Here is a 13,115-nt window from a genome sequence, read left to right as displayed (position 1 = left end):
AAAAGCGACAGAAATCCTTCTGCCGCTTTTAGTTTTTTATTAGTCTAATTTTTCCTTTCCAGGATCTCTGAATTTATAACCTTTTCCTCTAACTGTAATTATGTATTTTGGATTTGAAGGATCTTCTTCGATTTTTGTTCTTAATCTTCTTATATGTACGTCAACTGTTCTTGTGTCTCCAAAATAGTCATAACCCCATAATTTATCCAATAATACATCTCTGCTGAATACTTTTCCTTCGTTTTTAGCGAGGAAGGTCAATAATTCAAATTCAAGAGGTGTTAATTCAACAGGGTTACCTCTAATAAGAACTTCATATCTTTCTGTATCAATTTCAAGATCCTTTGCAATAATCTTCTTTGGACCTTCTTCTTTTATTTGCATTGCCTGTTGTTGTCTTCTGAAAATTGATTTAATTCTTGCAATTAATTCTCTTACGTTAAAAGGTTTTGTTACGTAGTCATCACTTCCGAGTTCAAGTCCAGCAACTTTATCAGCTGGATCATCTTTTGCACTTAAAATAAGAACAGGTGCATTTTTGAATTTTTCATTGCTCTTTATTGTTCTTATGAAATCAAATCCATCCATTGAACCAGGTAACATAATATCAACTATGAAAAAGTCTACATCCTTTTCTTCTATTACCTTTACTGCTTCATCTGCATCTGAAGCTAATACAACATCATAACCTTCCTTTGTTAAATTAAAATTCAGCATTTCGGAAATTGCTGGATCATCTTCAATGATCATAATAACCTTTTTACCCATTTTAATTTCCTCCCTTCGAATATTGAAAATTTACATTAATTTTGTTGATTTGTCGTTTGTTCTTCTTTTTAAAGCTTTGCTGTTGACTATTACACGTTTAAATTCTACTTCTGCAATTTTTTCCATTTCATCAAAAACTTCTACAAAGAATTTTATCTTATTTCCCTTTACATATACAATCTTTATTTTCATATATACTTTAAAACCATATGGTGTTGGAGCGATATGATTTATTTTAGCCGAGGATACAACCATTACATGTTCAGGAATTAAAGGACTGACTATTTCTGTAGAAGCCCTAAAAACCTCTTCTAATAATGCTGTTGTTGATAATAGATGAAAATCTTTAAACTCTTCTTTTTCAGACCATAAGAAGCTTTCATCATTAACGGAAAAAGAGTAGTTAAATTCTTTCCCCTCTAATTCCTTAACTTCTTTCCAGATCACCTCCATCGTTTTCCACCCCCTCGGAATCTTCAATAGGTGAATCTTCATTTTTGGAATTTGATACACCCAATAACTCGTTTAATTCTTCACCGCTTAATGTTTCCTTTTCAAGCAATATTGCAGCAATAGAATCAAGTTTATCTCTATTGTCAGATAAAATCTTTTTTGCTTTTTCATAAGACTCTATAATAATTCTTTTTACTTCATTGTCTATTTCGCTAGCGGTTTCTTCACTGTAGTTTTTCATTTTTGCTAATTCTTTACCAAGGAATACTTCTTCTTCTTCAGCACCCCAGGCTACTGGACCAAGTCTTTCACTCATTCCAAATTTTAAAACCATAATTCTTGCATATTCTGTAGCTTTCTGGAGATCATTTGCTGCTCCGCTTGTTATTTGATTAAATACAAGTTCTTCTGCAGCTCTTCCGCCTAAAATACCTGTTATTCTATCCAATATCTCTTCTTTTGTCATTAAATATCTATCTTCAAGAGGTAATTGCAATGTAAAACCTAAAGCCTGATGACCTCTTGGAACTATTGTAACCTTATGGACTGGATCTGCATTTGGCAATAATGCACCAACTATAGCATGACCTAATTCATGATAGGCAATAATCTTTCTGGTTTTTTCAGATATTACCCTGCTTTTTCTTGCTGGACCTGCAATTATTCTATCAATAGCCTCTTCCATTTCTTCCATTTCAATAATCTTTTTACCCTTTCTTGCAGAAAGTAATGCCGCTTCATTAATAAGATTTTCAAGATCTGCACCTGAAAATCCTGGAGTTCTTCTTGCAAGTACATCAACATCAATATCTGGAGAAATAGGTTTTCCTCTCATATGTATTTTTAATATTTGAGCTCTTCCTTTTACATCAGGCATATCAAGGACAACTTTTTTATCAAATCTTCCAGGTCTTAATAATGCCTTATCTAAAATATCCGGTCTGTTTGTAGCAGCCATTATAATTATACCTGATCTTGGATCAAAACCGTCCATTTCAACAAGTAATTGGTTAAGTGTCTGTTCTCTTTCATCGTGGCCGCCACCAAGTCCTGCGCCTCTTTGACGACCGACGGCATCTATTTCATCAATAAATATAATTGCTGGAGCATTAGCTTTAGCCTGAGAGAATAAATCCCTAACTCTTGCAGCACCAACACCAACAAATAATTCAACAAAATCGGAACCACTTATATAAAAGAAAGGTACTCTGGCTTCTCCTGCCACAGCTCTTGCAACCAATGTTTTACCTGTACCAGGAGGTCCAACAAGTAAAATTCCCTTTGGCATTCTTGCTCCAAGTTTGTTAAATGATTGTGGATTTTTTAAAAACTTTACTATATCCTGTAATTCTTCTTTTGCTTCGTCAACACCAGCAACATCATCAAATGTAACTCTTTCCTTTTCTGGATCATATTTTCTTGCAGGACTTTTTGTAAAGTTCATTCCCTGTGGTCCTCTACCGGTAAGAGGTCTTAACATTATCATCCACAGGAATATTAGTATTACAAATGGAACTACATAGCTTAAAATTCCATATATCCATCCAGAAGTTACATCCTGTTTGAAATCAACTTCCACTTTATTTTGAATGAGTTTATCAATAAAGTCGTTATCTTTTAAAACAACTGGAGCAAAAAGTTCATAATTCTGACCATCAATAGTTTTTATTTTTACTTTACCTGTATCTTCAACAATTACCTTTGAAACTTTATGGTTATCAACGAGATCTAAAAACTGTGTGTAACTAATAGTAAGATTTGTTGTATCAACTGACATACCTTTTATAATAAAGAATATAATCAGACCAATTACTAAATATACAGAAATAATTCCTATATGCTTTTTGAAATTTTTTCCATCATTATTCTTATTTTCCGCCAAGAGAATTTACCTCCTTTGATATCTCTAACTTATCTTTATTCTTTATTATTATTAATCCGTTGATTTTTCTTTTTCCTTTTGATTTCATTTTTAATAATTTTTCTGTTTCTTCTTTTGAAGGTGGTAACTTGTTTAATTTTAAAAAAATAAACCTTAGAATTTCATTGTCAATAAAGTCATTTTCTAAAGAAAGAATGTAAATGTTTTCTTTTATTTCAACTCGCGAATTAAAGATATTTTCTACGAAATTCCTGTATTCCCATGTTATTTCAGCAAATCTAAATATTGCATTTTCGTATTCTTCATTTATTTCTTTGAAATAAGGAAGGATTTTATGCCTTATTTTATTTCGGGTATATTTTGTATCAAAATTCGACTGATCAATTACATAGTTAACATTGTTAATTGTAACATATTTTTCGAGATTTTCAAAATTTAAAATTAATATCGGGCGTGTAACATTTTCGTTTATGGGAAGCAATCCTCCAATGCCATATATTCCTGTACCTTTTATCAGTCTATAAACCACAGTTTCGCTTAAATCTCTGGAATAATGAGCTATAGCTATTTTATTATATTTTTCTTTTTTTAAAATTTCCCTAAAATAATTATATCTTAAAGTTCTTGCAGCTTCTTCAATGCCAATTTTATGCGTTTTTGCATAGTTTTTAACATCTTCTTTTTTAGAATAAAATGTAATTTTTCTTTTTAATACTTCACTTTTTACAAAATCTTCTTCAGAATCTGCTTCTTTTCTGAGCGAATGATTAAAGTGCGCAACTCCTATCTCTATTTTCAAAATATCTTTTAATTTATCCATTATATCAAGCATTACCATTGAATCACGTCCGCCGGAAACCCCTAATAATACCCTATCTCCCGGAGAATACATATTATATTTTCTAATAAATTTTAATACTTTAAATTCAATTTTCATAAAATCACTCCATTTCAAAATTAATTATAACATAAAATTAACTCAGGAAAATGATATACAAAAAAGAATTATTATAATGAAAAAAACAAAAAAATCTCCTGTTTTAATACAGGAGATTCTGGAGCCGGTGAAGGGAATCGAACCCCCAACCTACTCATTACGAATGAGCCGCTCTACCGTTGAGCTACACCGGCAAGAATATTGACGAAATAATTATATATTTTAAAGATGATTTTGTCAAGTATTTATGCTTAAAAAACATAAATATGGTATAATTATATAGAAATAACATTTTTTTTGAATGGAGGCATGAAGATGGGATTCGAAAAACATAAAATCTACGATCCTACAGGATTAAGTAGAAAGGTTTTAAATAAATTTTTATTTGAATATGTAGATACCCCTAAAAATACGGTTATAAGAATTTCCGATAAGCAGATGGAATGTGAGATGCCCTACATTTTGATAAAAGATAAAGAAATACAGTTAATTAATGATGAAAGGTTTCCGAAATCAATTCCAAATTCTGAAAAGGCATTTCAACTTCTCTTATTGAGTATGTTATCTGATTCATTTGAGGAAGCTCCATTTGAACTTTTATATTTGCTTGAAGAAAAAAGAAAAGAGGTTGCAGAGTTTATAAAAAATTTAATAGTACTTCTTGAAGTTGAAGATAAAAAGACAAGTATGAGTCATACACAACGTGTAGCATTTTATTCAAAAAAATGGGCGGAATATATGAAAAAAGATCCTGAAGAAATTGAATTAATATATGATGTAGCTATGTTACACGATGTAGGAAGAATTGGTATTGAACAATTAATGCTATTTTCAAAAACAAGGGTTTTTGATTTAGAACAATGGGATTTAGAACATACAGTAGCAGGTTCTGTATTTTTAGGAAATAGAAAAGAACTCTGGTATGCCATGGATGTAGTAAGATCTCACCATGAGTTCTGGAATGGAACAGGATTTCCAGATCACCTAAAAGGTGAAGAAATTCCATATCATGCACGTTTAATAGGAATTGTTGATTGGTTTGATTGGGCCACTCACACAGCAACTTCTGAACATTTTGGAATTTTATCTCCGGAAGAAGCTTTAAATTATATTGAGTTTAATCTTGGAAAGAAGTTTGATCCAAATCTTGGACAATCATTTATAGATTTTATGAAAGATTTTCTTAAGACAGAAAAATTTATTTAAGTATTAAATATCCCCCATTTTCAAAAAGATGGGGGATATTTTTGTTAAAAAATGGGGGGATATAATGAAAATACTTATAATTGAAGATGAAAAAAGCATTCTTGATCTTATTAAAATGAATCTTATTTTAGAAGATTTTGAAGTTATTTCCTCAGAAAGAGGAGAAGATGGGATAAATTTGTTTAAAAGCGAAATGCCAGATCTTGTTATATTGGATTTAATGCTTCCTGATATTGATGGATTTGAGGTTTTAAAAGAGTTGCAAAATATGGATTATAATATTCCAATTATTATTTTAACTGCTAAAAATAATCAAAATGATAAATTATTAGGTCTGGAATTAGGGGCGGATGATTATATTACAAAACCATTTGACAGCAAAGAATTGATATTAAGAATAAGAAATATATTAAAAAGAATAAAAAAATCAAGATTTTCTAATGATGATAAAACAGCTCTTAATGTGAGGAATAAAATTTTAATTTATCCTGATGAAAGAAAGGTATTAATAGATTCAAAGGAAATATATTTTACAAAGAAAGAATTTGAATTATTCTATTTGCTTGTAAAAAATACAAACAAAGTTTTATCAAGAAATGCTATATTGGAAAAAATCTGGGGGTTTGATTCATCTATAGACACAAGAGCTGTAGATATGACTGTTCAAAGAATAAGAAAGAAGATAGGCAAATGTGGATATTTAATAAAATCTTTATATGGAGTTGGTTATAAATTTGAAATTTCAAATGAAGAATAGCATTAGAAATGAGATATTATTTTTGAATATTTCTCTCACATTTACCATATTATTAATTATATTTTTTGTTATTCTGAATATTTTTCAGAATAACATTCTGGATAATGTAATAAAAAAAATGATAAAAAATAGTCAGGAATCACAGATATATATAATGGATACATTAAAAAATTTCAGTTTTGAAGATGTATATTTTCAACTTGAAGAACTCTCGCCATTTCTTGCCGATTATATCTCTAATAAATACAATCTTCGGGTTCAATTGTATAATAACAAAAAAAGACTGTTATTTGATACTGCTTTTTCAAATAAAAAGTATTTTGTTTATCAGGATATACATTATGCATCAAATAATATGAAAAATTATATAATAAAAAAATATGGAAAAGAAAAAATTCTTTTCTTTTCCTCACCCATATTATTTAAAAATGAGGTAATAGGGGTTATCAGATTTATATATCCAATGAATAATGAATTTAGAATAATAAATTCTATAGCTAGAAAGCTTATATTTCTTGATTTCATAGCTATAATTTTTGTTATATTATTGAATTATTATTTTTCTAACAGTATAGTAAGGCCAATAAAAAAATTAAAGTTAGAAACAGAAAAAATAGCAAATGGTAATTTTGACTCAAGAATATATATAAAAAGCAATGATGAAATAAATTCACTTGTTAATTCATTTAATAAAATGGCAGAAAACCTTGAAAAATATATATATTCTTTGAAAGAAGAAAAAGAAAAACAAAAAATGTTTATAGATAACGTAACTCATGAATTAAAAACACCCATAACCTCTATATTAGGACATGCTGAATTAGTAAAAAGATTAAAAAACAAAGAAGATATAAATAAATCCTTAGATTATATCCTTTCAGAAGGACATAGACTTTTAGATATGGTAGAAGAAGTATTATATCTTTCTAAAATAAACAAAAATTCATTTGATTTTGAATTTTCATTTATAAGAATCGAGGAACTTATAAATGATGTTATCTCTTTATTGAATCCAAGATTTAAAAAGTTTGGTATTAAAATAATAAAAAATTTTAAAGAAGAATTATTATGTATAGATTATCTCAAGATAAAAGAGGTTTTATTAAATATTCTGGATAATTCAATTAAACATAGTAAATGTACAGAAATATTTATCTCATCTTATAAAGAGTTAAATTATTATTGTCTGGTAATATCAGATAATGGAATTGGTATCGATGAAAAAATAAAAAAAGAAATTTTTCAGCCATTTATTTCGTCAAAAGGGAAAAACAGCTTTGGTCTCGGACTGACAATTTCAAAAGAGATTATGGCAAAGCATAATGGTGAAATTCAAATGGAGTCTTCGAATACCGGAACAAAAATAGTATTAAAGTTTCCGCTTGATAAAAAGAGGTGCAAAGATAATGAATAAAACCATAAAAAAATATATAATAATATTTTTATTTATAACGATTTTTATAGGTTTTTGGGGAGTTATTTCATTAAATAGAGTATTTGATAAAGTTTATTTTATAAATGATTCAAATGAAGTATTAAAAAAATATATGTCTTCAACACCAATAAAAATAACGTTTAAGATTGATTATTTGCCTCAATGTGAGATTACAGAGCCGGAGATTATTTTAAATGTATGGCGAAGAATTTCAGAACTTCCTGTATATAAATATATAGAAAGTTCTAATAATCCTAATTTGACAATAATTGGAAGTATCTTTTTTCTCGATGGTTCAAAAAAAGATTTTTTGGTTAATAAAGACCTTAAAATTGGAAAATATATATATGGTTCAGATGAAGATATAGAATTCTTTAAGGAGATATTGAAAGAAAAATTATTCAACATTTCAAATATTTCAAAATTACTTTTTGACAATAGGGCTAAAATAATTTTTTTTGATAAATTAAATGGTGCTTTAATAAATGATGAGAAGCTAATAATGGAAATATATAATACAATAAATACATCGCTTCAAATATATTCTTCAGAAAAGATAGGGAAAATTCTTCAAAATAAAAAAAATTCCATATATAAAGTAAAAGTTATTTTTGACAATATAGATGTTATAACCTTTGAAATATTTGATGCAGAGACTTTTGCTGTATATTATATGGACAAATTTTTGTATCTCAGAAAAGGAAACATATTAAAGGTATTGGAATTTGGGAGTAAAGAATAGTATGATATAATAAAATGTTAAAAAGAAATAATTAGAGGTGATAGTCTTGAAAATAGCTATAACAGGAGTTACTGGTTCTATTGGCACTCAAACGCTTGAAGTTTTGGAATTTCTTAAAAATAAAGGGTTTGATTTTGAAATTGTTGGAGTAAGTGCAGGTTCAAACGATAAAAAATTAATAGAAATTATAAAAAAATGGAATCCTGGATATGCAGCAATAGAAAATAAAGAATTACCTGAAAAAATAAACAATACAAAAATATTTTCTGGCAGTGGAGCAACATTGAAAATGCTTAAAAATTCAAAACCTGATTTTACTCTTGTTGCAACTGGTGGTGCAGCCGGGATACGCCATACATTAAAAGCAATTGAAGTTTCAAAAAGAATAGGCCTTGCAAATAAAGAATCAATAGTATGTGGTGGAAATATGCTCTTAAATTATGCAAAAGAGCATAATACTGAAATAATACCTGTTGACAGTGAACATAGCGCGCTTTTTCAATTAAAAAACGGTGATGATATTCCATATAAATTAATAATAACAGCATCAGGTGGTGCATTAAGGGATGTTCCACTGGAAGAATTAGAGAACGTAACAGTTGAAGATGTGTTAAATCATCCTGTATGGTCAATGGGGAAAAGGATTACAATTGATTCAGCAACAATGGTTAATAAGGGATTAGAAGTAATAGAAGCATATTATCTTTTTGGAATAAAGAATATAGATGTTGTAATAAATAGAAATAGTCACATTCATAGCATAATTGCATATAAAGATGGGGTTATGAAATTTCATTACGGTATTCCAGATATGAAAATACCTATTGCATATTCAATTACATATCCAAAAAGAATATTTGAATATAAATTGCCAGATATAACCTTAGAACCTGTAAAGTTTGAAAAGGTGGATTATAATAGATATCCGGCATTAAAACTTGCTTTTGAAATTTTAGGGAATCAAAAGCTTCAGATAACTTTTAATGCAGCCGATGAAATTGCAGTTAAATTATTTCTCGAAAGAAAGATTAAATATACAGACATCTATAAAATTGTAAAGAACAGTGTTGATTATTTTGAAAAGCAAAATATAGTTTTAAATGACTTTGAGGATATTATTAATCTTGATAGAGAAGTTAGGATATACGCTGAAAAAATATTTTCTTAATTTGTGGAGGGGATTTAAATGACCCGATATGATTTTATTTCAAAACATTATGATACATTTTTAAGAAGCCTTGAAAGAAATACATTGGATATGTTCAGACAAAGATTTGTACCGATGATAAAAGGATATACACTCGATCTTGCAGTTGGAACCGGGAATAATATAAAATATTATCCTGAAAATTCAAAAGTTGTTTTAATAGATAAAAGTGTTAAAATGCTGGAAATTGCAAAACAAAAGTCTTTAGATAGAAAAGATCTGGATCTGAAATTTATAAACACATCTGTTGAAAATATGCCTTTTGAAGATGAGACATTTGATACTATATTATCTATAGACGTATTTTGTTCGGTAAAAAATCCATTTAATTCTATGTTGGAGGTTAAACGAGTTTTGAAAAACGGTGGAACCGGGATATTTGTTGAACATGGATTAACAGGAAATATTTTAAAAGATTTTATGTTATATCTTACAACGCTTATTACCTATCCGCTTGCAGGTTCTTCGATGGTTAGAAAACCTCTTGACTATATTAAGCATGCTGAATTTCAAATAAAGGAATATGGATATCTTAAAGGTTCTTTTTATTATTTTATTGTAAGGAAGGAGTTTTAAAATGAAATATGAAATAGTATATTTTGATTTAGATCATACGTTATTGGATTTTCCAAAATCTGAAAGATACGCATTATTTGAAGTGTTAAAATCTTTAAATGTTGAACCTAAAGAAGAATTTATAGAAATATATGTACCTATAAATGAAAAATGGTGGAAATTATTTTCTGAAGGGAAATATCCTAAAGAAGTGATTATAGTAGAAAGATTTAAAGAATTTTTTAAAGAAGCGGGCATAAATAAAGATGTGGATTTTCAAAAAATTTCTAATTTATATCTTGAAAACCTTTCAAAAGCCGGTTTTTTCTTTGATGGAGCTGAGGAATTTCTATTTAAGTTAAGAGAAATGGGACAAAGAATGGCAGCAATTACAAATGGTGTTGAAAAGGTTCAACAGGGAAGAAGCAAAATTTTAAAATTAGATCGTTTTTTTGAATTTGTCTTAACTTCTGAAAAAGCTGGAAAACCAAAACCTGACCCCATTATTTTTTATAAAGCTGCAGAAATTTCTGGTGTTCCAATTGAAAAATCAATATATATTGGTGATAATCCTGATTCTGATTATCTGGGAGCCAAAAACGCCGGAATGGATTTTATACTATATGATCCAGAAGATATTCATCAGGATTTACAATGCAAAAGAGTAAGAAATTATGAAGAAATATTAAGGGAGTTATTATAAAAAATCCTGCACATAGAAGTGCAGGATTTTTTATAATAATATCCAACACTCTCGCAAATTTCATCAGGATTTATTTTTTTAATATTTGACACACCTGCATCAATAATGTATAGAACTATGCTGAGACACTAGTTTGAACCTACTGACCTGTATTTTTCAGTAAAGATTTGAAATAATATTATTCCTGTTAAAAATAAAATTATAGCCAGTAGTGTTGAAATACATAAATAATTTATTTTCACATTTTTATTCAGTATGAAAGAAATTGGTAAATAGGATATATAAGCATATGGAATAAAATAGGTTAGCAATATCTGAATGAACTTATCAAAAAAGCTTAATGGATACTTTGCAAATCCTGTTATAAGCGTTAAAAATGATGCTGGTGATTGCCTTGTTTTCATCACAAAACTAAATGAAGTTAGAATTATTGTCAATCCAAAAAGTATTAAAAATCCTGTTATTATATTCCAAAACATTAAAAATAAAGATAATATATTTAATTTTACATGTATCATTATCCCAAATATTATTGTAAGCGCTATATTGAAAATTAATGGAATTAATCTATAGAGAGATATATTTTCAAATATTAAAAGGCTTAATGTATTAAATGGATATGCAAGTAATTTATCAAATTTTCCGCGATGAATATACATATATGGCAATGTGAATAATCCACCGCTGAATATATAATATATATCCAGTATTATACTGGTATAAGAAAACAAAAACAATAATTCATACTGACTCCAGCCATTAATGATTATATCGTTTTTATATACAGTAAATATCAAAATTAAATTCATTAATTGAAATACAAGCGTTTGCAGGGAAGAAATATATACCATATTTTTAGCTCTTTTTAACTTCCTAAATTTTATTTTTATATATTCCATAAATATTGTTGTATAATATCTTATTTCGCTATCCATTTATATACAACCTCTCTCCTATATGATTATGTATATCCATTTTACAATAATATATAAGATTACTATCCAGAATATTTGAATTCCTATAATCCTGAAAAATGTATTTTTATTAAAAGATATAAAAAGCATTATTGGTTCATATGCCATATATCTAAATGGTAAAATACTGGCTATTTTTTGCAACCATAAAGGAAAGAAATTTAACGGTATTAAAAAACCGGAGAATATTGAATATATCATTGTATATATATGCTTTACCATAAGGCCATAAGTATTTGAAAAACTTATAATACCATTTTTCCATTATAATAATCATTTTTAATTGAGGCATGTACTTCTGTAAAGGTCAATTGTGAAATCAGAAAATTTATAATAAAGTATTGTAAAAGATTTTCTTTTGTAAATCCGTTTATTACTTATTTTTTAGCATAAAAAAGATTGGAAAACAAAGCGTACTGAATAAAGACCATTGTTACATTCATTATCAGCATCATTATATATTCCTGTGTATATAAAAAATATCGCTTTAATTCTATTTTGAAATTTTCAAAATAATAATTAAAATTGGCCATATTTTTCACTTTCCTTTTTTGTGATTGAAATTATTATATCTTCAAGTTTTTTATTTGTCATTTCATTTATTCTCACCACATTATAATTCTTAAAGCAATAATTTATAAATTCAATATGGACATTATGATTATTTGATACAAAAGATATTTTATTATCGCTTGTTTTAAACTCAAGGAATTTATCTTTAAAATCTAAAAAGTTATTTATATCAATCTTCTTATCAAATTCAATCATAAATGATTCCGGTATTTTATAATTTTGTTTTAATTTTTCAACCTCACCTGAATATATTTTCTTTCCTTTATCTATTAAAATTAATTTTGTATTTACCTTTTCCACCCAGCTTATATCATGCGTGGTTATAAAGAATGTGGTTTTATTTTTCTCATTATGTTCCTTTATAAATTCGAATATTATCTCTTTTGATAATATATCAACCCCTATTGTTGGCTCATCAAGATATACAATTTCAGGTTCATGAATTAAAGCACATATCATATCAGATTTTACTCTCTCACCAAGAGATAAAAACTTTGCAGGTTTATTCAGTACATGTGTGATATTTAACTTTTCGGCCATATATTTTATCCGTTCATCTGATACTTTTTCAGGAACTTTATATAATTTCCCCACCAATTTAAGCGATTCTATAACTGGAATGTCCCATATTAAATGGGACTTGTTACCTATACTTATTCCGATTCTTTTCAAATATTCTTTTTTATATTTTTTCTTTAATTCATTATTGTTTATTAATATTTTTCCATCATCTGGTTTTAATATTCCAAGCAATAATTTTATTGTTGTTGATTTCCCAGCTCCATTTGGCCCGAGATAAAAACAGATATCTCCCTTTTCTATTTCAAATGAAATTCCTTTAAGTGCTGTTACCGCCTTATCTTTTTTTAACTTATATTCTTTTACAACATTTTCAAATTTTATCATTTTTTTCACTCCTGTTT

At 27.7% G+C, this 13,115-nt stretch carries 13 protein-coding genes and 1 tRNA gene; 7 read left to right on the top strand and 7 right to left on the bottom strand.

Annotated elements, in window-relative coordinates; all coding sequences use genetic code 11:
- Positions 1-39: 39 nt before the first annotated feature.
- The 5 genes from XO10_RS03110 to XO10_RS03090 form a co-directional block, all read right to left on the bottom strand.
- Positions 40-768: a response regulator transcription factor gene (locus tag XO10_RS03110; protein WP_014296118.1), complete on the bottom strand. Its 729-nt coding sequence runs from the start codon at positions 766-768 to the stop codon at positions 40-42.
- A 30-nt stretch (positions 769-798) separates the two neighbouring features.
- Positions 799-1,221 (bottom strand): thioesterase family protein, encoded by a 423-nt coding sequence (locus tag XO10_RS03105; protein ID WP_014296117.1) that lies wholly within the window; start codon positions 1,219-1,221, stop codon positions 799-801.
- A complete protein-coding gene (gene ftsH / locus XO10_RS03100) occupies positions 1,196-3,103 on the bottom strand; it encodes an ATP-dependent zinc metalloprotease FtsH (protein ID WP_075780365.1) in 1,908 nt (635 codons plus the stop codon). Before ftsH ends, XO10_RS03105 begins: the two co-directional genes overlap by 26 nt.
- Entirely contained in the window at positions 3,090-4,040 is a 951-nt protein-coding gene (gene tilS, locus XO10_RS03095; protein ID WP_175421114.1) for a tRNA lysidine(34) synthetase TilS, read from the bottom strand. The genes ftsH and tilS overlap by 14 nt, the downstream gene beginning before the upstream one ends.
- A gap of 119 nt (positions 4,041-4,159) precedes the next feature.
- Positions 4,160-4,234, bottom strand: a tRNA-Thr gene (locus tag XO10_RS03090).
- A 121-nt stretch (positions 4,235-4,355) separates the two neighbouring features.
- Here XO10_RS03090 and XO10_RS03085 point away from each other — a divergent pair.
- The 7 genes from XO10_RS03085 to XO10_RS03055 all read left to right on the top strand — a co-directional run bounded on the left by XO10_RS03085 (position 4,356) and on the right by XO10_RS03055 (position 10,645).
- Positions 4,356-5,246 (top strand): HD-GYP domain-containing protein, encoded by an 891-nt coding sequence (locus tag XO10_RS03085; protein WP_014296114.1) that lies wholly within the window; start codon positions 4,356-4,358, stop codon positions 5,244-5,246.
- A 64-nt stretch (positions 5,247-5,310) separates the two neighbouring features.
- Positions 5,311-6,003 (top strand): response regulator transcription factor, encoded by a 693-nt coding sequence (locus tag XO10_RS03080; protein WP_175418152.1) that lies wholly within the window; start codon positions 5,311-5,313, stop codon positions 6,001-6,003.
- On the top strand, positions 5,981-7,417 hold the full coding sequence (locus XO10_RS03075) for a HAMP domain-containing sensor histidine kinase (protein WP_175421113.1): 1,437 nt from the start codon (positions 5,981-5,983) through the stop codon (positions 7,415-7,417). The genes XO10_RS03080 and XO10_RS03075 overlap by 23 nt, the downstream gene beginning before the upstream one ends.
- A complete protein-coding gene (locus XO10_RS03070; RefSeq protein WP_014296111.1) occupies positions 7,410-8,180 on the top strand; it encodes a DUF3919 family protein in 771 nt (256 codons plus the stop codon). Before XO10_RS03075 ends, XO10_RS03070 begins: the two co-directional genes overlap by 8 nt.
- 37 nt (positions 8,181-8,217) lie before the next feature.
- Positions 8,218-9,348, top strand: a complete 1,131-nt coding sequence (dxr, locus tag XO10_RS03065; RefSeq protein WP_368494255.1) for a 1-deoxy-D-xylulose-5-phosphate reductoisomerase — start codon at positions 8,218-8,220, stop codon at positions 9,346-9,348.
- Between the two features lie 18 nt (positions 9,349-9,366).
- The gene (locus XO10_RS03060; RefSeq protein ID WP_014296109.1) at positions 9,367-9,963 is read left to right on the top strand and encodes a class I SAM-dependent methyltransferase; all 597 of its coding nucleotides are present in this window, start codon (positions 9,367-9,369) and stop codon (positions 9,961-9,963) included.
- 1 nt (position 9,964) lies between these two features.
- Positions 9,965-10,645, top strand: a complete 681-nt coding sequence (locus XO10_RS03055) for a YjjG family noncanonical pyrimidine nucleotidase (RefSeq protein ID WP_014296108.1) — start codon at positions 9,965-9,967, stop codon at positions 10,643-10,645.
- Positions 10,646-10,773: 128 nt separating this feature from the next.
- On the opposite strand, the gene XO10_RS03050 is transcribed toward XO10_RS03055, so the two are convergent.
- Together XO10_RS03050 and XO10_RS03045 are read right to left on the bottom strand one after the other, a co-directional pair.
- Positions 10,774-11,580 carry an ABC transporter permease gene (locus tag XO10_RS03050; RefSeq protein ID WP_075780360.1) on the bottom strand — a complete coding sequence of 269 codons (807 nt, stop codon included), beginning with the start codon at positions 11,578-11,580 and terminating at the stop codon, positions 10,774-10,776.
- Positions 11,581-12,138: 558 nt separating this feature from the next.
- Positions 12,139-13,098 (bottom strand): ATP-binding cassette domain-containing protein, encoded by a 960-nt coding sequence (locus XO10_RS03045; RefSeq protein ID WP_014296105.1) that lies wholly within the window; start codon positions 13,096-13,098, stop codon positions 12,139-12,141.
- Positions 13,099-13,115: the final 17 nt, after the last annotated feature.

The organism is Marinitoga sp. 1135 (assembly GCF_013363245.1).
Classification (GTDB): Bacteria; Thermotogota; Thermotogae; order Petrotogales; family Petrotogaceae; genus Marinitoga; species Marinitoga piezophila.
The sequence above is the reverse complement of the archived record's forward strand: the minus strand, read 5'-3'. Positions and strand labels throughout refer to the sequence as shown.